Source organism: Pseudomonas sp. NPDC008258 (genome assembly GCF_042956345.1).
GTDB lineage: Bacteria > Pseudomonadota > Gammaproteobacteria > Pseudomonadales > Pseudomonadaceae > Aquipseudomonas.
In genome coordinates, this window is the sequence record NZ_JBIBGE010000048.1 from 15,175 (window position 1) to 35,797 (window position 20,623).

General features: G+C 61.9%; 16 protein-coding genes. 8 read left to right on the forward strand and 8 right to left on the reverse strand.

Annotated features, from left to right (window positions below):
- Window positions 1–2: 2 nt before the first annotated feature.
- Together ACFY9W_RS26840 and ACFY9W_RS26845 are read left to right on the forward strand one after the other, a co-directional pair.
- On the forward strand, window positions 3–950 hold the full coding sequence (locus tag ACFY9W_RS26840) for a FecR domain-containing protein (protein WP_391137180.1): 948 nt from the start codon (window positions 3–5) through the stop codon (window positions 948–950).
- Between the two features lie 84 nt (window positions 951–1,034).
- The gene (locus ACFY9W_RS26845; RefSeq protein ID WP_391137183.1) at window positions 1,035–3,485 is read left to right on the forward strand and encodes a TonB-dependent siderophore receptor; all 2,451 of its coding nucleotides are present in this window, start codon (window positions 1,035–1,037) and stop codon (window positions 3,483–3,485) included.
- A 192-nt stretch (window positions 3,486–3,677) separates the two neighbouring features.
- On the opposite strand, the gene ACFY9W_RS26850 is transcribed toward ACFY9W_RS26845, so the two are convergent.
- The 7 genes from ACFY9W_RS26850 to ACFY9W_RS26880 all read right to left on the reverse strand — a co-directional run bounded on the left by ACFY9W_RS26850 (window position 3,678) and on the right by ACFY9W_RS26880 (window position 11,998).
- Window positions 3,678–5,528 (reverse strand): DUF3857 domain-containing protein, encoded by a 1,851-nt coding sequence (locus tag ACFY9W_RS26850; protein WP_391137186.1) that lies wholly within the window; start codon window positions 5,526–5,528, stop codon window positions 3,678–3,680.
- Window positions 5,529–5,607: 79 nt separating this feature from the next.
- Complete coding sequence (locus ACFY9W_RS26855; RefSeq protein WP_391137189.1) at window positions 5,608–6,093, reverse strand: isochorismatase family protein; 486 nt, start codon at window positions 6,091–6,093, stop codon at window positions 5,608–5,610.
- 59 nt (window positions 6,094–6,152) lie between these two features.
- The gene (locus ACFY9W_RS26860) at window positions 6,153–8,627 is read right to left on the reverse strand and encodes a TonB-dependent siderophore receptor (protein ID WP_391137192.1); all 2,475 of its coding nucleotides are present in this window, start codon (window positions 8,625–8,627) and stop codon (window positions 6,153–6,155) included.
- Window positions 8,628–8,927: 300 nt separating this feature from the next.
- Window positions 8,928–9,875, reverse strand: coding sequence for a FecR domain-containing protein (locus ACFY9W_RS26865; protein ID WP_391137195.1), 948 nt, complete (start codon window positions 9,873–9,875; stop codon window positions 8,928–8,930).
- A gap of 3 nt (window positions 9,876–9,878) precedes the next feature.
- A complete protein-coding gene (locus ACFY9W_RS26870; RefSeq protein ID WP_391137198.1) occupies window positions 9,879–10,388 on the reverse strand; it encodes a sigma-70 family RNA polymerase sigma factor in 510 nt (169 codons plus the stop codon).
- A gap of 139 nt (window positions 10,389–10,527) precedes the next feature.
- Window positions 10,528–11,760 (reverse strand): HipA domain-containing protein, encoded by a 1,233-nt coding sequence (locus ACFY9W_RS26875; RefSeq protein ID WP_391137201.1) that lies wholly within the window; start codon window positions 11,758–11,760, stop codon window positions 10,528–10,530.
- Window positions 11,744–11,998: a helix-turn-helix domain-containing protein gene (locus ACFY9W_RS26880; RefSeq protein WP_391137204.1), complete on the reverse strand. Its 255-nt coding sequence runs from the start codon at window positions 11,996–11,998 to the stop codon at window positions 11,744–11,746. The genes ACFY9W_RS26875 and ACFY9W_RS26880 overlap by 17 nt, the downstream gene beginning before the upstream one ends.
- A gap of 280 nt (window positions 11,999–12,278) precedes the next feature.
- Between ACFY9W_RS26880 and ACFY9W_RS26885 the strand changes: the two genes are divergently transcribed.
- The 3 genes from ACFY9W_RS26885 (at window position 12,279) to ACFY9W_RS26895 (ending at window position 16,253) form a co-directional block, all read left to right on the forward strand.
- On the forward strand, window positions 12,279–12,797 hold the full coding sequence (locus tag ACFY9W_RS26885) for a sigma-70 family RNA polymerase sigma factor (RefSeq protein WP_391137207.1): 519 nt from the start codon (window positions 12,279–12,281) through the stop codon (window positions 12,795–12,797).
- Window positions 12,794–13,765, forward strand: coding sequence for a FecR domain-containing protein (locus ACFY9W_RS26890; protein WP_391137210.1), 972 nt, complete (start codon window positions 12,794–12,796; stop codon window positions 13,763–13,765). Before ACFY9W_RS26885 ends, ACFY9W_RS26890 begins: the two co-directional genes overlap by 4 nt.
- A 97-nt stretch (window positions 13,766–13,862) precedes the next feature.
- A complete protein-coding gene (locus tag ACFY9W_RS26895; RefSeq protein ID WP_391137213.1) occupies window positions 13,863–16,253 on the forward strand; it encodes a TonB-dependent siderophore receptor in 2,391 nt (796 codons plus the stop codon).
- Between the two features lie 194 nt (window positions 16,254–16,447).
- On the opposite strand, the gene ACFY9W_RS26900 is transcribed toward ACFY9W_RS26895, so the two are convergent.
- Window positions 16,448–17,359 carry a LysR substrate-binding domain-containing protein gene (locus tag ACFY9W_RS26900; protein ID WP_391137217.1) on the reverse strand — a complete coding sequence of 304 codons (912 nt, stop codon included), beginning with the start codon at window positions 17,357–17,359 and terminating at the stop codon, window positions 16,448–16,450.
- A gap of 193 nt (window positions 17,360–17,552) precedes the next feature.
- On the opposite strand from ACFY9W_RS26900, the gene ACFY9W_RS26905 reads away from it, so the two are divergent.
- From ACFY9W_RS26905 to ttdB, 3 genes are read left to right on the forward strand one after another with little or no spacing between them, the layout of a single operon-like run.
- Window positions 17,553–18,890, forward strand: a complete 1,338-nt coding sequence (locus ACFY9W_RS26905) for a C4-dicarboxylate transporter DctA (RefSeq protein WP_391137220.1) — start codon at window positions 17,553–17,555, stop codon at window positions 18,888–18,890.
- A 10-nt stretch (window positions 18,891–18,900) separates the two neighbouring features.
- On the forward strand, window positions 18,901–19,800 hold the full coding sequence (ttdA, locus tag ACFY9W_RS26910) for a L(+)-tartrate dehydratase subunit alpha (RefSeq protein ID WP_391137223.1): 900 nt from the start codon (window positions 18,901–18,903) through the stop codon (window positions 19,798–19,800).
- Complete coding sequence (ttdB, locus tag ACFY9W_RS26915; protein ID WP_003259286.1) at window positions 19,797–20,405, forward strand: L(+)-tartrate dehydratase subunit beta; 609 nt, start codon at window positions 19,797–19,799, stop codon at window positions 20,403–20,405. The genes ttdA and ttdB overlap by 4 nt, the downstream gene beginning before the upstream one ends.
- The last annotated feature ends 218 nt before the right edge of the window (window positions 20,406–20,623 follow it).

Consider the following 20,623-nt stretch of genomic DNA (forward strand, 5'->3'; position numbering starts at 1 on the left):
GCATGAACCTGAATGCCGAGCAACTGGCTTCGTTGCGCCAGGCTGCACACTGGTTCAGCCAGCTCAACAGCGGTGAGGTGCAGGCCAGTGATTACTCGGCCTGGCAACTGTGGCTGAATGCAACGCCCATCAATGCCTGGGCCTGGCAGCAGGCCGAGCGCCTGCAAACGCGCATGGCCGCCAGCGAAAACCCGGCTTCGGCACGTGTACTGGCGCTGGCAGCGCATGGCCGGCATGCCAGCCGTCGGCGCGTGGTCAAGGCCGGCTTGCTGCTGTTGGGTGGTGGTGCCCTGGGCCTGGGCGGCTACCGAGAGGTCAAGCAGTCAGCGTTACTGGCAGACGTGCGCACTGGCGTGGGCGAACAGCGTTCGCTGATGCTGGGCAATGGCACTGCCGTGGTGCTCAATACCGCGTCCGCAGTGGATGTGGGTGACCTGAGCGAAGCGCCGTGGCTGCGGCTGCGCCAAGGTGAACTGATGGTCACCGTACCGGCACGCCAGACGTGCAGGGTGATTACCCGTAACGGCACCGTCGAGGCCGGCGAAAGCCGCTTTGCCGTGCGCCTGTTCGATGACAGCAGCAGCCTTGAGGTCTTTGGCCGGCAGGCAATGGTGACGTTGGCTTCGGGCCAGCGTTTGCAGGTGAGCAGCGGCCAGCGCTGCCAGTTCGACGAGCAGGGTTTCTACCCGGTGGAAGCTGTCGCGCATGCAGCCGACGCCTGGGGCCGTGGCTTGCTGATTGCCAATGACCAGCGCCTCGACGCCTTCGTCAACAACCTTTCACGCTACCGGCCAGGCTGGTTGCGCTGCGCACCCTCGGTGGCAGGGTTACGCATCAGCGGCACCTACAGGCTCGATAACACCGACCAGATCCTCCGGGCCCTGAGCACATCCCTGCCGGTGCAGGTGCAGTCCAGAACCCGTTTCTGGATAACCATCACTGCTGCGTAAAAAAGTTCCGAACGCCTGATCACTTTGCTGCGGCTTATCCGACTCATAGGTAACCCAACGCTTACCTACAAGAGAAACGCAAAGATGACCCGCCGCTTCAAACCCAGGCCGTTCACTGCGCCAGGCCTGCGCACTTGCCTGATGCTGGCTGCCCTGCTCGGTGGGCCTGGCGCTGCCTGCGCCAGCCAAGCCCATGATTACCACCTGCCGCAGGGCGACCTGGGCGAAATGCTGACGCAGTTCGCCGCAGAGTCCGGCATCGTGCTGTCGTTCGACACCCAGTTGACACGCGGTAAACGCTCGCCGGCACTCGACGGGCGCTATGACATCGCACAGGCGTTGCAGATCCTGCTGCGCGGCACCGGGCTGCAGGCCATACAGGAAAGTGACGGGCGCTACTCGCTGCTGGTGACCACCAGCAACGATAACGCGGTGGAGCTGGCCCCCAGCCGCGTCGATGCATTAGGGCTTGGCTACGTCACCGAGGGTAGCGGCTCTTACACCACCGGGGGGTCTACCACTGCAACCAAGCTGCCACTGACCCTGCGTGAAACGCCTCAGTCGGTCAGCATCATCACTCGCCAGGTGATCGACGACCATGGCTCGCAAGACATCGGCGACGTGCTGCGCAACACGCCCGGGGTTTCGGTGCAGGCATACGACAGCGAACGCATGGAGTATTCCGCACGCGGTTTTGCCATTACCAACTACCAGTACGATGGCATCAACACCATCTATGACGGTGTCTACGATGAGGGCGTGACCCATGTCGACATGGCCGCCTACGACCGCATCGAAGTCATCAAAGGTGCGACCGGCCTGATGACCGGCTCTGGCGACCCATCGGCCACCGTCAACCTGGTGCGCAAAAAGCCCACTCGCGATTTCAAGGCGTCGATCACCGCCAGCGCAGGGTCCTGGGACAACTACCGTACCGAAGGGGATATTTCGGGCTCGCTCAACGACAGCGGTAGCGTGCGTGGCCGCCTGGTGGGTGCCTACCAGGACCGCAAGTCGTATCTGGACCACTACAAGCAGAAAAAGGACGTTTACTACGGCATCGTCGAAGCCGACCTGACGCCCGATACCCTGCTCACATTCGGCATCGACAACCAGGCCACTACCCCGCGCGGGTCGTCCTGGACCGGTAACCCGACTTACTTTTCCGATGGCAGCCGCACGGACTTCCCGCGCTCGCACAACCCCGCGGCAGACTGGAGCCGCCGCGACTTCCAGTCCACCACCTACTTCACCTCGCTGGAGCAGGCGCTGGCCAATGACTGGAAGGTCAAGCTCAGCCTCAACCACATGATCAGCGACCATGACACCCGCCTGGCTTCTGCCAGCGGCGGCAACCCGGACCCGGTTACCGGCGAGGGCATGTTCCTGTACTGGGGGCGTTGGGAAGGCCACCGCGTGCAAAACACCGCAGACGTGAACGTATCCGGCCCGTTCACCCTGTTCGGCCGCGAGCATGAGCTGGTGGCAGGTTTCATGACCTCGCACTCGAAGCAGACCGGCGACACCTACGACGGCAGCGCGTTCGAGATGGTGCCCGGCTCCATCTTCGACTGGAACGGCAAGTTACCGGAGCAGAACTTCCCGAAAAACGGCGACTACACCACCACGCAAAGCCAGAATGGCGCCTACGTGGCCACCCGCCTGAGGCCGACCGACAAGCTTTCGGTCATTCTCGGTACCCGCGTCAGCACCTTCAAGTACAACGACGATGAAGACTATTACCCAACGTCGTCGCTGGGTGACACCCACGCCAGCTACAAGGAGCACGGCGTAGTCACCCCCTATGCGGGCGTGGTCTACGACCTGGACGACACCTACTCGGTGTATGCCAGCTACACCTCGATCTACCAGCCGCAAGTGTACAAGGACATCAACGGCGCGACCCTGGCTCCGGTTGAGGGCGATGGTTATGAAGCAGGCTTCAAAGCCGCCTGGTTCGATGGCCGCCTGAACGGTACCCTGGCGTTCTTCCGCATCGAGCAAGACAACGTCGCCTCCAACATCGGCACCAACCCGGTGACCAACGAAGGTATCTACAAGGCCATCGACGGTGCCACCACCAAGGGCGTCGAGCTGGAGCTGGCCGGCGAGCTGGCACCCGGCTGGAACGTCACCGCCGGCTACACCTATGCCCGTACCCGCGACGCCGACGACCAGCGGATTTTCGGCTTCCCGCTGGCGACCACCAAACCTGAACACGTGGTGCGGCTGTTCAACACCTACCGCCTGCCTGGCGCATTCGACGCGGTGACCGTGGGCGGCGGGCTGAGGTGGCAAAGCGGCTTCTACGGCAACATCTACAGCCCGGTCGCCAATGACTACACCCGCATCAAGCAAGGCGGCTACACCCTGGTGGACCTGATGGCCCGCTACCAGTACGACGAGCACCTGAGCTTCACGGTCAATGCCAACAACGTGTTCGACAAGGTTTACCTGACCGGGCTGGGCAACTTCGATACCACGCACTATGGCGAGCCGCGTAACCTGATGGTTACGACCCGCTGGGACTTCTGACAGGGCTGCAGGGCAGGCCCAGGGTTCAGCGTTGGTGCGCAAATTGCCGGGGCCGCTTTGCGCCCCTTCGCGGGCTTGCCCGCTCCCACAGGTTGCGCGCTCGGTGCAGAATCGCGTTATCCCTGTGGGAGCGGGCAAGCCCGCGAAGGGGCGCAAAGCGGCCCCAATTTGCTTGACTGACTGGTATGAGGGCTAGCCCGCCTGCACGATAATCTGGCTCTGCAGGTCGCGAATCATTGCCTCCAGCGCCGGCTTCATCGCCGTGAAATCCTCAGGCGTACACACCACATCCGGCCGGCTGAACTTGAACCGCCGTTCCACCACCACCGCATTGCCATCCTGGGTGTAGCGGGCGCTGTAGTCGACATTGCCGTCATGCAGCTCCACAGGTTTCGGCAGTGCCAGCACGTTGACCTGGGCCGGGAACTCGAAACGCGAGGTTTCTTGAGTGTCGTTGCCAATGCACACGAAGCTTTGGCTGCGTTCCTTTTCCAGGGTGAAGCTGTACACATTCTGCGAAATACCGCCTGCCAGGCTGGTGAGGGTCGCCACACCAACCGGCCCTGGCAGGTTGACCAGGTTTTCCGTGCGCCCATCCACATTGCTGACAAAGTCGCCGTTGGCAGTGGGCGGCTCAATCTTGAACGAACCACTGCCACGCTGCCCGTACGCGGCCAGCACCTTCTCGACCAACAGTTCGCGGTCTGCCGGCTTCATCAGCTTCAAGCCAAAGCGGCTCACCTCGCTGGCCCACCCCTTCACCGTCGAAACGTTGGTGAAGTCGGCCGCGCCATCGGCCTTGACCTTGAACAGCAAGTCACTGGACACCTGGTTCAACTGCATGGCAGGGGTTTTGCCAAACTCGCCGGTGGCAGTCAGCAGCACCCGCTTGTTCAGCACGGTCAACGGCAGGTAACCCGCAGCAATCGACGGGTCAGTGGAGTCCAGGTACAAATCCAGGCTCGGTACATAAGTGATCACATGGTTCAGCACACCCAAGGTCGGCACTTTGGGGAACACATAGGCATTGCCCTGGTTCACCAGGGCCGGCGTGCTGTTGATCCCTGCCGCGCTCAACAGCGCTTCCAGCAATGCCACATGGTCCTTGCAGTCACCGTAGCGGTTGTCCAGCACGGTTTGCGCGGCGTGCGGCACTACCCCGCCAGCACCCACATACACCGCCACATAGCGGATATTCTCGCGCACCCAGTCACTGAGGGTCAGGGCTTTTTCCCGCGCGGTGGGCAAGCCGGCCGTCAGGCGCTTCGCCAACTCGCTGATCTGTGGGGTGACCTCGACCGTGGCCCTGGCCTGGTAGGCCTGGGCGAAGTCCTTGAAGCCGGTAAAGGTCGAAACCGCCAGGTAGTGGCCGTAGTCCAGGTACGACACCGCCCCGGTCTCGATCCGCGCACGCTCCGTTGGCACGTAGTCCCAACGATGTACCGTGCGCCCTTGCCCGGTGGCGGGTGGCAACGCCTTGAAGCCACGAGCATCGGCCTGCAGCGGCATGCCCTGAGGCAGGTCATACATCAGCGAGAACTGCCCGACCGGGTGAAACTGCGGCACAGTGATGTCTTCGAAATGCCCGGGGAAAAGCGGTGTAGAGCGATGACGCTGGTAACGCAGCACCAGCCGGTCACCTACCGCCACTTCAGGGAAAATCACCACCTTGTTGACCGAGTCCTGGAACATCGGCGCCTGCGCAGAAGCCCGCTCCTGCTGCTCCTTGATGTGCGTGGCATCCACCTGCACCTTGCGGCCATCCGGCTTTTGCGTGTACGCCTCCAGCACCTGCAGTGTCTCAAGTGAACGGTTGTAGCTTAGCGGTTGCTCGGCATTGGCTTTGATGGCGCGCTCTTCGTTGATCAGCATGACACTGTCGACGTCCAGGCGGAAACTGCCGTCCTTCTGCACCACGAACGTCTGCACGATCTTTTCCAGGGTGACGGACCGGTCGGTGCCATCGGTAAAGGCGTGGGCAAGGCCACCCCAGAGCATTGCGACAGGCAGCAGGACAGCTGCCAGGTAGGGCTTTTTAAGCATGGAGATCCTTCTCGATCAACGGACAACAATCGACAATGATACTCATTGGCGCCAGCTGATGGCAAAGTGATTACATGCGTCAGGCTGTTCCGGCCAGTTCGGCCAGCACCTCTACCGAGGTAGTAACCTGGCGGAAGTGATGCTGCCACAGCTCGATGCCCAGCTTGCCCGAGCGGTCCAGCGAAGAGCCTACGGTCATGTCCGTTACCAAGGTGGGCGTCAGCCCCGCATCAAACAGGGCAAACCCGGCAGCCAGCACACAGGTTTCGGTCTGCAGCCCGCATACCAGCACCCGCTCCACTCCAAGCTGGCGAATGTACTCGATGGCTTCGGCGCTCTGCCCGTAGCCATGCTTGATGAACACCTGGTCGGCTTCGACCAGGCTCTCGTCCTCGGCCGCCGGGTGCCAGCCAAGCTGCCGTTCGAACGGGGTGACCTGTTCGTCATGCAACTCGACCGAAGCAATGGTAGGGATATTCGCTGACAACCGCCGCAAACCATCGACCAGCCACTCGGGCGGGCTGAAGGTGGACTGTACATCGACGATGAGCAAAACCTGGCGCATAGCGTACTCCGGCCATTGGCAAAATGGCGCGGAGTATAACGCGTGGCGTGGGGGCTTGATCACCAGTCGTAGGTCATCTCTACCGACGCTACCCGCTCCTGCCCGTAATAGCAGCCAAACGCGTAGTTGCAGTCCGATACATACTCGCGGTCGAAAATGTTCTGCACATTCACACTGGCCTGCAGGCCACGCAGGCTTGGGTCGAGCTTGCCCAGGTCATAGCTGACGGTAGCGTCATACACGGCAAAGGCCGGTACATCGAAGGTGTTGGCCGAGTTACCCGGCTTACGGCCGGTGTACCGGGCACCGGCGCCGAAGGACAGGCCATTGAGCACGGCCTGGGTAAAGTGGTAATCCACCCACAAGGTGGCCGACACAGGGGCCTGCGACTCGTTGCGGTTGCCCTGGTCGCCGTAGGTGCTCTTGGTGTAGAACGAGTCGATGTAGGTGGCAGCGGCCAGTACATCGACATTCTCGATGCTGGATTTGAGTTCCAGCTCCACCCCACGCGAGCGCACCTCGCCATTTTGCGATTGATACTGCGGGTACTCGGTATCACCGGTCAGCACGTTCTTCTGCTTCACCTGGAACACAGAGGCCGTGAACAGGGTGCCTTCGACCGGCTGGTATTTCAGGCCCACTTCGTATTGCTCACCCTCGGTTGGCTCGAACGCCTTGCCGCCGCGCTCGGGCGCTGCCGTGCCCAAGGTGGGCAAGAACGACTGGGAATAGCTGACATACGGCGCCAGGCCGAACTCGGTGACATAGGTCAGGCCGATGCGCCCTGTGAACTTGTTGTCGCGCTGCGAGGCAATGCTGTGCGCCAGCAGATCCTTGTTGTCGATTTCAGCCCAGTCCTGGCGCCCGCCTACCGTCAGGATCCAGTTGTCCAGCTTGATCTGGTCCTGCACGTAGACGCCGGTCTGGCGCACGGTGTTGTCCCAACGGGTATCCAGCACCGGGGTCACGTTGCCGGTGGGGTAGTTGTTCTTGCCGTAGAGGTCGACTGGCAACACGTTGTAGGCATTGTAGCCATCGTACTTGCGCGTGAAGTGCCGGTAGTCAGCGCCGGCCAGCAAGGTGTGGCGCAGTGCGCCCGTGTTGAAGGTGTACTCCAGGTTGTTATCGACGGTGTAGGCGATGTTGTGCTGGCGCCAGTCAAGCTTGACCCGGTTGGCGCGGGTGTAGTCGACCACATCGCCATCTGTCACGAAGCTGCGCAGGTAAAAGCCCTTGTAGCGGTCGCGCACATCGGTGTACCGCGCCGTTGAGCGCCAGGCCAGGTCATCGCTGAAACGGTGGTTGAAGTCGTAACCCAGCACGTACTGGTCGCGCTTGTAGTCGTTGTAGTGTGAATCGCCCGAGAAGAAGTCGCGGTCGATTTTCTGACCCGTCGGGCCACGCTTGAGCGAGCCGATCATCGGCAGCGATTGATAGTCGGCCAGGCCATCATCGCGCTGCACTTGCGCCAGCAACGTCAGCGACGTGTCCTCGTTCGGCGCCCAGGTCAGGCTTGGCGCCAGCAACAAGCGCTCGCTGTGCGTGTGAGCGACCATTTCGTTGCCTTTGTCGGCAACGCCAACCAGGCGATAGGTGAAGGCCTTTTGCTCATCCAGCGGGCCGCTGGTATCAAAGGCGCCATTGACGCGGTTGTAGCTGCCGGCGCCAAGCTTGACCTGGCTGCGCTGCTCGCGGGTCGGGCGCTTGGAGACCATGTTGATCAGCCCACCCGGCTGGTTTTGCCCGTACAAAACAGACGAGGGGCCTTTGAGCACCTCGATACGCTCCAGCGTGTAGGGGTCGATCTGCGGCGCGCCACCCAGGCTCCCAGCGTATGGAATGTAGGCACCGTCCAGGTACAACGGGGTTGGAGCAAAACCACGGCTGGTGATTTCGTCGGCGATGCTGTTGCGGTCGGTAAAGCCGCCGGTAGACAGGCCCGGGGTGTAGCGCAGCGCCTGGGTCAGGTTACGCGCGCCCTGGGCTTGCACCTGGTCGGAGGTGATCACGTTGATGGCCTGGGGAATCTCCAGGATGGGCGTATCAGTCTTGGTTCCGGTGGCACTGCGGCTGGCCACGTAGCCACTCACCGGCCCATAGGCAGACTCCACGGCCGCACCGGTTACGCTGGTGGTATCAAGCTGCAAGGTCGAGTCGTCGCCGACCATTGGCAGCAGCGAGTAGCTGCCATTGGCCTGCCTGACTACCTGCAACCGGTTACCTGCCAGTAACCGGCGCAGGCCGGCATCGGCGCTGTAGTAGCCATGCAGTCCGGGCGATTGCAACGCCTGTACCGATGACGGCTCGAATGACACCGTCACCCCCGCTGCCGAAGCAAACTGCGTGAGCGCCGAAGCCAGTGGGCCGGCGGCAATATCGAACGAGGCTTCAGCCTGACTTTGGGCAATGGCAGGGCTGGCGGCCACCACCGCCACCAGCGGTGATGCCAGTGCCATACTGAACACTGCGCGTGCCAGCCTGGTTTTGGTCGAGTTGATCGGTAGGGTGCGGTTGCAATCGTTGACAGCGAGCATGCGGTTTCCTTTCGCCCTGCGGCAGTTTTTTCAGTGCGCTTGGTGCGCGTCTACCTACAAGTCGAACGAGAACCGCAATCGATAACCCCTCTGCGAAAAAAATTCGACGGGCTTCAGGCCGATGCCAGTCAGCTAAGCCGCTGGGGCCGCTTTGCGGCCCATCGCCGGCAAGCCGGGCTCCCACAGGTACAGCATAGCCCTCAAGTTTTTCGCGGTCCCTGTGGGAGCTGGCTTGCCGGCGATGGGCTGCAAAGCAGCCCCAATGGCTGCCCATATGGCTTAACTGGCTGGCATTGGGCTTCAGGCAGCCTCGACACGGGTCCAGTACCGGCTGAAGCGACGAATGCGCACAGGCAGCGTGGCGGTGAGGTTTTCCAGGACAATATCGATATCGCCCAAGTGAAACGCCCCGGACACTCGCAACCCGCCCACCGCCGCATCACAGCCCAGGTACCCGGGCCGATACCGCTGCAGCTCGCCGACAACATCGGCCAGGCGCCAGTCATCCACGATCAACATCTGCCGGGCCCAGGCATCCGCCATCGCCGCTATCGGTCTGACGTTGCCCATTTCCCCGACGCTGAATACCAGCTGTTGTCCGGCGTCTACCCGCACAGCCGCCATGGCCCGTGCACGGCGCACCTCCACCGCATGCTCCAGCACGCAAACCCGCGTCAGGTCGTTGTCGCTGCGCACGGTGAAACGCGTGCCCAGTGCGCGGATGCTGCCCTGCCGGGTGTGCACGATGAATGGGCGGGACAACTCGTCCGCTGCGGTCTGCACCAGGATCTCCCCTTTCAGCAATTCAAGCGCGCGCCACTCGGCACCGTAGCGAATATCTACCGCGGTGTCGGTGTTCAATTGCAATTGGCTACCGTCATCCAGCCGCAACGAGCGCTGCTCGCCAACGCCCGTGCGCACGTCGGCCATCAGCCGTGCAACGCCACTATCACGCAATACCGCCCCACCTGCCCCGCCCGCCACCAACAGTACCGACAGCACCTTGAGCACTTCGCGTCGTTTGGCCCTGGCACTGCTTAACGTCGGCCGTGCGATACCGGGCGTCACCTGCGCCAGCTTGCCCTGCAAGCGAGCCAGGCGCTCCCAGGCCTGCACGTGCCGCGGGTCACTCAGCAACCAGCGCTGATGTGCTGCTCGCGTGGCTGCATCGGGCTCGCAGCGCAACTCCACGTACCAGTGCGCGGCAGCCTCCAGCGTGTTGCGGTCCAACGGTTCCGTACCCGCCACCGTTCACGCCTCGGCCAGCATCAGGCAATGGGTCAGGGCACGCACTGCATGCTTCTTTACAGTGGTCAGCGAAACATCCAGGCGCTGCGCGATTTCGACATAACTCAAGCCATCGAGCTGGGCCATCAGGAAGATTTCGCGGGTACGTGTACCCAGGCCATCGAGTAGGCGATCAATTTCCAGCAGGGTCTCGATGATCAGCAGGCGCGCTTCGGGCGAGACCTCCACACACTCGGGCCGGGCCGCGAGGGTTTCCAGGTATGCCTGCTCCAGGGCGCGACGGCGAAACATGTCGATCATCAGGCTGCGGGCCACACTGCTCAAATACGCCCGTGGCTGGCGCAGTTCCGCCGCCTTGCGCAGGGTCAGCACCCGTATGAAGGTGTCCTGGGCCAGGTCAGCCGCATGGTCCATGCAGCCGAGCTTGCTGCGCAGCCAGCCGCACAACCAGGAATGATGGTCCTCGTAAAGCGTGTGTACCGCTTTTTGCAGGGAAGTGTCAGCGCTGGGCATGGTAGAACCGATGAGGGCGTTATTTAATAATGACTCTCATTTAACCTGAGTCTCATCGGATTTCGCAATTGCTTTGCGCAGCAGACTGGAAACACAACCTGCGAGGCAGTGAGCCTGCTTTGCAGGGTCTGGAGGTCACCTAGGCAACAATACTTCTGCTCAACCCCAAGTTCCACGCCGCAGCCATCTTCTCCCCTACACGCTCAAACGCCGGATGGCTATCGCGATAATCTGCAAGCTCCGCCATCGCACGGTTCATGCCGACTTCCACTTTGTTGAGCAACTCCTCGCAGCGCGCTTGCGTCAGGTTGCACGCGGTGCGCCCGAACTGCACCAGCATCTTGCGCTTGGGCCACGCTTTCGACCCGCCCAGCAGCAGCCCCATGATGTCTTGGTTGCTGTACACCGTCGTGGTCACCAGGTCATACGCGGGCGCGAGCCAGATATCGGCGTCATCGGCACAGTTCTCGTAGAGCAGGCCGAAATTCTTCAAGTGTGCATCGCCGTTCTGGATACCGGCGCACAATGCAACCAGGGTGAAGAAGTCCTCCAGCGCACGAGGTACCCGACCAGGCGTGACATAAAGTTTGATCAACTGCGCACAGCCTTGGTAGCTGCCATCGTACTTCTTGCGAGTACCCCACCCCGAAAGCACGCACATGTCCTCAAAGCCAAGGTAGGCGTTGTCGCCGATATCGAAGCGTCGGACAACCAGAAACCTGCCCTGCTGACTAAGCTGGAATTCAGGTACTTCCAGGCCGCAATGCAATGCCGCCCGCATGCAGAAATACTCGTTGGCCGCCAACTGAGGGAATTCGGATTCGTTGAACGCTTTTACCAGGTGTGTGGCACCACGATGGGTGACCCGATCAACATCCGGGGCGCCAACATCGATATCCCGCACCAGCACCTTGGGCTGAACACCTGATACGCCTGAGTAGGCAGCGTAAGTGCTCAAAAGCTCGGCAAACAGGTCGTTCGCACCGTCGTGAACCAGCAAGCCGGACAGATCCATGCCTGGAATGGGGTCGTCACCAGCATGCTGGGCGATGCTGATCCGACCCAGTTGGTGCGGGCCGACAATGCCCAGCAAGGCGAAATCGTCAAAACCGCGCACCGACTTGCTGAACCGCCGCATCAGCTCTTCCTTGAGGTGCCCTTCGGGAAGGTTCATCTCGAACAAGGGGTGTATTCCGTACTCCCACTTGTAGCTCTCCAGGCGGGTTGGCATGGTCACGGAGACGGCTTGTGCTTCGCCAGCCGATGGATTGTAAGTGAAGACCGTATCACGCGGGTTCTCGCCACTGCGCCCTAGAGTGCCGACAGTGGCGTCGCCTGCGCCGACGTACAAACGATCACTCGATCTGATCATGGATACCCCCGGCCTTCAGTTCATCAAGCGTTCTACGTCGGCGCTTGGGCGTGGCCGTCAGTTCGTATCCCAAACCCTCCAGGATCGCTGCAACCTTGCGAATGCCGACTTCGGGGATCGAATTGTTCTCGATCCCCGAAATGGTCGCACGACTCATGCCGTGCCGTTGCGCGAGTTGGGCTTGGGAAAGCCCGGCATCTTTACGCAGCGTCTTGATCAGTTTGCCTAATTCATCCATATAATTTGCACCATATACAATGCACTTTTCATGAAAAATGCATAATTGCATCGTATTTGATTCAAAATACGTTGTACAGTCGTTTCTTCAAGGCCATGTGAAAAGGCCTGATGGAGCATGATGCCAAGCAAGGTATGACCACCAAGTGTGTACCAGCGCGCGTGATTCAGGCTCAAAACGTATGCCGCCCTATTCAAGCCGTTGCCGTGGCTATCATCCCTGCCCTACTATTGCGAAAAATTCTCATATGAGACCTTGTCGCACAGCGAAAGGATGCCCGATGTCGCGCCTCGACCCCGCCTACAGCCAGCAAGTCCACACCTACTACACCGCCCACCACGGCTGGATTCGCGGTTGGCTGCACAAGCGCCTGGGCAACGCCAGCGATGCCGCCGACCTGGCCCATGACGTGTTCGTGCGCCTGCTGAGCAAGCCTCAGCAGTTTCAGACCGAACAACATGCACGGGCCTACCTGAGCACCGTCACCCGTCACCTGTGCATCGACTTCTGGGGCCGCCAGCACTTGCAGCAGGCCTGGCTTGAAGCCCTGGCTGCCCTGCCTGAACCAATGGCGCCGAGCGAAGAAGAGCGCGCGCTGGTGTTCGAAGCACTGGAGCAGGTGCAAGGGATGCTTGCGCGCTTGCCGGAGAAGGTCTGCCAGGCCTTTTTGCTGGCGCAGGTACAGGGCCTGGGTTATCGGGAAATCGCCCAGCACCTGAAGGTGTCCGAGCGCAGCGTGACCAAGTACATGGCCCAGGCGATGTACCAGTGCCTGTTGCTGGAACTGGACCTGCCATGACTGCCAGCGAGCGCCCGGACCACGCCACCTTGCAGGCCGCCGCGAACTGGTATGCGCAGTTGCTCGCCGCCCCGCAGGACCAGCAGTTGCAGCTGCGCTGGCAACAATGGCTGGGCGCCGCAAGCACAAACCAGGTAGCGTGGGCCCATGTGGAACGCATCAGCCAGCGCTTTACCCCGCTAAAGCTGCAAGCTGATGCTTCGCTACAGGCATTGGGCAGCGTGCGCCGTGCCGACCTCGACCGCCGGCGAGCCGTGGGCCTGCTTGGCTTGCTGTGCGGCGGCGGCCTGCTGGCCTTGGCTGGCTGGCGTGTACCTGCCGCCCGGCAACAGCTGTTGGTGCTCAGCGCCGACCAGCGCACCGCCACGGGTGAAGTGCGAAGCCTGCGCCTGCCGGACGGCGGCCTGTTGTGGCTGAACGGCTCGACCGCCTTGAACATCGACTACCGCCCCAGCCTGCGCCGGCTGGAACTGCTGGCCGGCGAAGTGCTGATAGAAACCGCCCACGACAGCCGTCCATTCGTGATCGACACTCGCCAGGGCCGGCTGCAAGCACTGGGCACCCGTTTCAGCGTGTGGCAGCGCGACCAGTGCGCACGCCTGAGCGTGTTCGACGGTGCGGTGCGCCTGCACCCTGCAGAGGGCACCGACAGCCTGGTAGTGGCTGCCGGCTGGCAGTCGGACTTCGACCGTCAAGCTGCGCAAGCGCCGCGTGCGGTAGACCAATCACGCCAGGCCTGGCGCGAGGGTCGGTTGTTGGCCAGCGACATCAGCCTTGGCGAATTTGTCGAACAGCTGCGTGCCTACCTGCCCGGTCATTTGGGTGTCGACCCGCAAGTACAGGCGCTGCGGGTGATGGGCAGCTTCCCGGCCGACGACCCGGAACGTACCTTGGCCATGCTTGAGAGTGCATTGCCGATCAGGGTGCGCAGGACCTTGCCTTGGTGGTACAGCATCGAGCCGCGCTGAACGCGCACTTTTTTTCACGGGGGTGTTCCGGATTTGCCGCGCTCGTTCGGATTAGCAGATGAACACCCAGCTTCATCTGCCCCCACAAGGAACACCCATGCCCCTGCTCCCCTTCACCTTGCGCCCCCTGTTGCTGGCCATGCCGTTGCTCGCTGCCACCGCCGTGATGGCCGACGAAACCACGCGCCGCTACGACCTGCCCACCGGCCCGCTGACCCAGCAACTCAACCGCCTGGCCAGTGCGGCCGGTATCTACATCGTCGGCGACGGCGCGCTCAGCCAAGGCAAGGCCAGCAACCCGCTGCAAGGTGACTACACCCCTGAGCAGGCGCTTGAGCGCATGTTGCAAGGCAGTGGCCTGGTCGCCGTGCCCACGGGAGAACGCCAGTACCGCCTGCAACCTGCGGCACAAGGCGCAGGCCTGCAACTGGCGCCGACCAGCGTCGACGCCCGCCGCGACAGTGCCTACGGTGCCGTGGACGGCTACCTGGCCACGCGTGCCAGCAGTGCCAGCAAGACCGACAGCGCGCTGCTGGAAACCCCGGCTTCGGTATCGGTGATAACGCGCGACCGAATCAAGGCCCAGGGTGCGCAGACCATTACCGAAGCCCTGAGCTACACCGCTGGCGTGCACACCAACGTGTCTGGCAACAACCCCACCGACAACACCTTGATGGTGCGCGGCTTCCAGCAGATCAACAGCGATGCCTACACCGACGGCCTGCGCAACAACAACACCGGCTACTATGCCCCCGAGCCCTTTGGCCTGGAGCGCATTGAGGTACTCAAAGGGCCAGCCTCGGTGATTTACGGCCAGGGTGAGCCCGGCGGCATGCTCAACCTGGTCTCGAAAAAGCCACTGTTCGCCGCCCACCGTGAAGTGGGCCTGTCACTGGGCAACCACGACCGCCAGCAACTGAGCCTGGATGTCGGCGACCTGCTCGACAGCCAAGGCACCCTGGCCTACCGCCTGGTGATGCTCGGCCGCGATGCCGACAACGAAATCGACGGTATCAAGGACGACCGCCAGTACGTTGCACCCAGCCTGACCTGGGCTCCCAACGAAGACACCAGCCTGACCCTGCTGGCGTCGTACCAGAAAAACACCAACCTGTTCACCTCGAACATGGCCTACTCGTTGTTCGACGGCTCCAACCCCAACGGCCGCGTGCCCCGCCACCGCTCGCTGAACGAGCCGGGCTTCGACCGCGAGCAATCAGAAATGAACAACCTGGGCTACGAGCTGAGCCACCGCGTCAACGATACCTTCAGCTTCCGGCAGAACTTCCGTTACAGCCACATGCACGGTTACCAGGACCAGTTGTTCCGCAACAGTGGCGTAATCAATGGCAACACCCTGGCCCGTTACTACGAACTGCGTGACTACGAAAGCGACAACTACACCCTGGACAACCAGCTGCTGGCCAACGTCAGCACCGGCCCTGTACGCCATGACGTACTGCTGGGGGCCGACTACCTGCGCGGCCACCGCAACCAGGACGTGCGGCACGGCGACGCGCCGTCGATCAACATCTACAACCCGGTGCGCGGCGTGCAGATCGACACTTCGCGCTATACCTCGCTGCTGTCCACTGCCCGTGACGACCGCCAGGTCGGGTTGTACCTGCAAGACCAACTGCACCTCGACAACTGGGTCGCCACCCTTGGCGTGCGCCACGACTGGGCGCGCCAGGACAGCACCAACCGCATCCTCGGCAGCCACCAGGTGATCACCGACGAGGCCACCACCGCGCGCGCCTCGTTCGGCTACAGCTTCGACATGGGCCTGTTCCCCTACGTGAGCTACAGCGAGTCGTTCAAGCTGGCTGCCGGCAACAGCTTCGACGGCTCCCCTTTCGAGCCGGAAACCGCCAAGCAATATGAAGTGGGCATCAAGTACCAGCCACCCGGCAGCGAAAACTACATCACGGTAGCGGCCTTTGACCTGCGCCGGCAGAACGTGGCCACCACCGATGTCGATCACCCGGGTTTCAGCGTACAGCAGGGTGAAGTGACCTCACGCGGGGTCGAGGTGGAAGCCGTGGCCAAACCGCTGCCGGGGCTTAACCTGATCACGGCGTACACCTACAACGATATCGAGGTGACCAAGGACAACCCGAATGCGCTGGGTGTCAGCAACAAGGGCAATGCGCCGGTACGTGTGCCGCGCCACCTGGCCTCGCTGTGGGTCGACTACACCCTGCAAGGCGGGCCACTGGCCGGGCTGGGCGGCGGCCTGGGCGTGCGCTACACCGGTGCTACCTATGGCGACGCGCAGAACACCTTCGAAGTGCCGGGCTACACCTTGGTCGACGCCATGCTGTCTTATGACTTCGGCAAGGCCAACAACAGCCTGCAAGGGTTGTCGGCGCAACTCAACGTGAAGAACCTGACCGACAAATACTACGTGGCCGGCTGCTTCGCCACGGTGGCCTGCCTGTTGGGAACGGGGCGTACCGTAACCGCCGACCTGACGTATCGCTGGTAGTAGCAACTGACTGTCTTTCACCATACCTGAAGCCGGCGCAATCACTGTGGGAGCGGGCGTGCCCGCGAACACGGGCGAAGCCCGTGCCATCCTCCGCACAGCCTGCTTCGCGGGCTTGCCCGCTCCCACAGTGATTGCGCCAGCTGCAGGTTTTGTGCAAGACAGTTGCCACCAAAAAGAAGGCGGCAGCAACGCTACTGCCACGTCGCCTGGCTGTCGCCCTGGCTGAAGAACGCCCGCAAGTGCTCGACAAAGCACGACACCTTCGCCGACAGGTTCAAGCGCTCCAGGTACACCGCATAAATATCCGCGGGCGGCGTGTGGTAGTCGCCCAACACCTCCACCAGACGCCCGCTGCGCAGGTGATCGGCCAGGTTCCACTCGGCCCGCAGCAGAATACCCTGCCCGTCCAGCGCCCAGTTCAGGGCCACCTCGCCGTCGTTGGTGCTGAGGCTGCCATGCACCTTCACCGACTCGCTCAGCTTGCCACGGCTGAGCCGCCAGATGCCAAACGCGGCATCGTTCTGACGCAACACGATGCAGTTGTGGCTGGCCAGGTCTTTGGGGAATTGCGGGGTGCCGTGAGCCTCCAGATAGCCGGGGGCTGCACACAACCGACGGCGGTTGGCGGCAATCTTGCGGGCGATCAGCCGCGAGTCGGGCAGTTCACCGAAGCGGATGGCCACATCGATGGCATCGTTCGGCAGCGCGATGGGCCGGTCGGTCAGGTGCAATTGCACCTCCACCTCCGGGAAGCGTTTGGCAAACGATGAAACTGCCGGCCCTACATGGGTACGCCCGAACCCCAACGGCGCATTGACCCGCAACAGGCCCTTCGGCTCGGCACGGCTGCTGGACACCTGCCGCTCCATTTCCTCGATTTCACCCAGTATTCGCCGGGCATTCACCAGGTAGGTCTCGCCTTCGGCGGTCAGGCTGATGCTGCGCGTGGTGCGGTTGAGCAGGCGTACGCCCAGGCGCTGCTCCAGCTGCGCCAGGCGTTTGGAAACCGCAGGCGGCGTCAGGTTCAGTTCACGCGCGGTGCCCGCCAGGCTGCCCACCCTGATCAGCTGGGTGAAAAACGCCAGCTCCGATACCGAATTCATAATTAACCTGAGGGAAACAATGAGTTGAATTTCATTGTATTACAGCATTTTAGAAAAACCATTACCTTTTGCCCGGCGTGATTAACCACAAAAACGCTGGGCTCTTCGGCCGCCAAGGCCAGGTGTGACCTGCACCCACGATCAGCCCGGCCGCCAGATAAATCCGACTCACAACAATAATTCGGAGACGGCAATGGCCAAGCGATTGTTCGGCAAGCTTTACGTACAGGTATTGATCGGGGTAACCCTCGGGGTGCTGATCGGGGTGTTCTGGCCCCAGGTTGGCGCAGACTTGAAGCCCATCGGTGACGCCTTCATCAAGCTGATCAAGATGGTCTTCGCCCCCATCATCTTTGCCACGGTGGTGCTGGGCATCGCCAAAATGGAAAACATGAAAGAGCTTGGCCGCGTCGGCGTACGTGCGCTGATCTACTTCGAAGTGCTGTCCACCTTTGCCCTGGTGCTGGGACTGGTAGTGGTCAACATCGTACAGCCCGGCCAGGGCATGAACGTCGACCCCGCCACCCTCGATGCCAAGAGCATTTCCACCTACACCGCTGCTGCGGCAGGCAACAGCGGCGGCTTTATCGACTTCCTGCTGCATGTGATACCCGGCAGCGTGACTGATGCCTTCGCCAAGAACGAGATCCTGCCGATCCTGCTGTTCTCCACGCTGTTCGGCATCGCCCTTTCCCACCTGGGCCCACGCGGCAAGCCAATGGTGGATGTGCTGGAAGCGTTCTCCCACGGCATGTTCTTCATCGTCGGCATGATCATGCGCGTGGCCCCGCTGGCCGCCTGCGGGGCCATGGCTTTCACCGTGGGCAAATACGGCCTGGGTTCGATCGTTTCGCTGGGCAAGCTGATGGCGACCATGTACCTGACCTGCTTCCTGTTCGTGGTGATCGTGCTGGGCGCCATTGCCAGGTTGTCGGGCTTCAACCTGTGGAAGTTCCTCAAGTACCTCAAGGATGAACTTTTCACGGTACTGGGTACCAGCTCATCCGAGTCGGTGGTGCCGCAACTGATGAACAAGCTGGAAAAGGTCGGCGTGTCCAAACCGGTGGTCGGCCTGGTGATCCCCTCGGGCCTTACCTTCAACCCGGACGGCCAGTGCATCTACTACACCATGGCCGCCATCTTCATCGCCCAGGCCACGAACACGCCGTTGACCCTGATGGACCAACTGATCGTGCTCGGCGTGCTGCTGCTCACCTCCAAAGGCTCCGCAGGTGTGACCGGTTCGGGCTTCATCACCCTGGCCGCCACGTTGGCGACCATGGACAACATCCCGGTGGCCGGCATGGTGCTGCTGTTGGGCGTGGACCGTTTCATGTCCGAGGCCCGGGCCATTACCAACACCATTGGCAACGCCGTCGGCACCGTGGCCATCGCCAACTGGGTCGGTGCGCTGGACAAGCAGCGCATGGCCCAGGCCCTGGACGGCCAACTGCCGGCAGAACCGCAAGCCGCCGAACCCCGCCCTGACCATTCGATAACCGCAAAAAGCACCCACTTTGAAATGCAGTGAGGAACTAATCATGGACAAAGAAACCGCCGTGTCATCGCTGACTGACGTGATGGCCAAGTTCACCGCCTATATCGGCAAACGCCTGCCCCGAGACGTGAAGGAAAAGACCGCCAAGTTACGTGCGGCCGAAACCAACCCGCTGGCCATCGCCGTGTACGACTCGATGGCCGACAACCAGGAATACGCCGACAAGCTCAACCGCCCCAGCTGCCAGGACACGGGCGTGATTCAGTACTTCGTCTCTGCCGGCGCACGCTTCCCGCTGCTGGGTGAGATGGAGGGCATCCTCGAAAACGCCACCAAGGAAGCCACCATCAAGGGGCCGCTGCGCCACAACGCGGTGGAAACCTTCATCGAGAAGAACACCGGCACCAACACCGGCTCGAAAATCCCGTGGCTGGACTGGGAAATCATCCCCGATGCCGATCACTGCATCGTCGATGTGTACATGGCCGGTGGCGGCTGCACCCTGCCAGGTTCGGCCAAGGTGCTGATGCCGGGTCAAGGCTATGAAGGGGTGACCGAATTCGTCTTCGATGTGATCACTTCGCGCGGGGTCAACGCCTGCCCCCCGTTGCTGGTGGGGGTTGGCGTATCGACCTCGGTGGAGACCGCAGCACGCCTGTCGAAGAAGGCCATCCTGCGTGAGGTGGACTCCAGCCACCCCAACGAAAGCGCGGCCATGATGGAAAAGCTGTTGGAAGAAGGCCTGAACGAAATCGGCATCGGCCCGCAGGGCCTGACCGGCAACAGCAGCGTGATGGGCGTGAACATCGAGTCCTCGGCCCGCCACCCCTCCACCATCGGCGTGGCAGTGTCCACCGGTTGCTGGGCTCACCGCCGCGGCAAGATCCGCATCAACGCCGACCTGACCTACGACATCCTCTCCCATGAAGGGGTAGTACTGTGAAAAAGATCCTGAGTACCCCGATCAGCGACGAAGACCTGGCCAACCTCAACGTGGGCGATGTCGTCTACCTCACCGGGCAACTGGTGACCTGCCGCGACGTGGCACACCGCCGGCTCATCGAGCTTGGCCGCGAACTGCCGGTTGACCTGCGTGGCGGCGCCATTTTCCATGCCGGCCCTATCGTCAGGAAGAAAGATGACGGCAGCTTCGAGATGGTTTCCATTGGCCCGACCACCAGCATGCGCATGGAAAAGTTCGAAAAACAGTTCATCGAGCAGACCGGTGTGAAGCTGATTGTCGGCAAGGGCGGCATGGGCCCGGAAACCACCACCGGGTGCCTGGAGAATAAGGCCGTTCACGCGGTATTCCCGGGTGGCTGTGCGGTGCTGGCGGCAACGCAGGTGGAAGAGATCGAACGGGCAGAATGGCAAGACCTGGGTATGCCTGAAACACTGTGGGTGAACCGCGTGCGTGAGTTCGGGCCGCTGATCATCTCGATCGATACCAAGGGCAACAACCTGTTCGAACAGAACAAGGCCCGCTTCAACGAACGCAAAGGGGCAGTGATCGAGAAGATCAACAGCCAGGTGCGGTTTATCAAGTAACGTCGACTGCACCGCCACCGCGCAGGCCTCAGGCTTATGCAGTACCTGTGGGAGCGGCCTTGGCCGCGAACACCGGCAAAGCCGGTGCCATCCACCGCGCTGGATTCTTCGCGGGCACGCCCGCTCCCACAGGAACCGCGCAGGCCTCAGGCTTATGCAGTACCTGTGGGAGCGGCCTTGGCCGCGAACACCGGCAAAGCCGGTGCCATATACCGCGT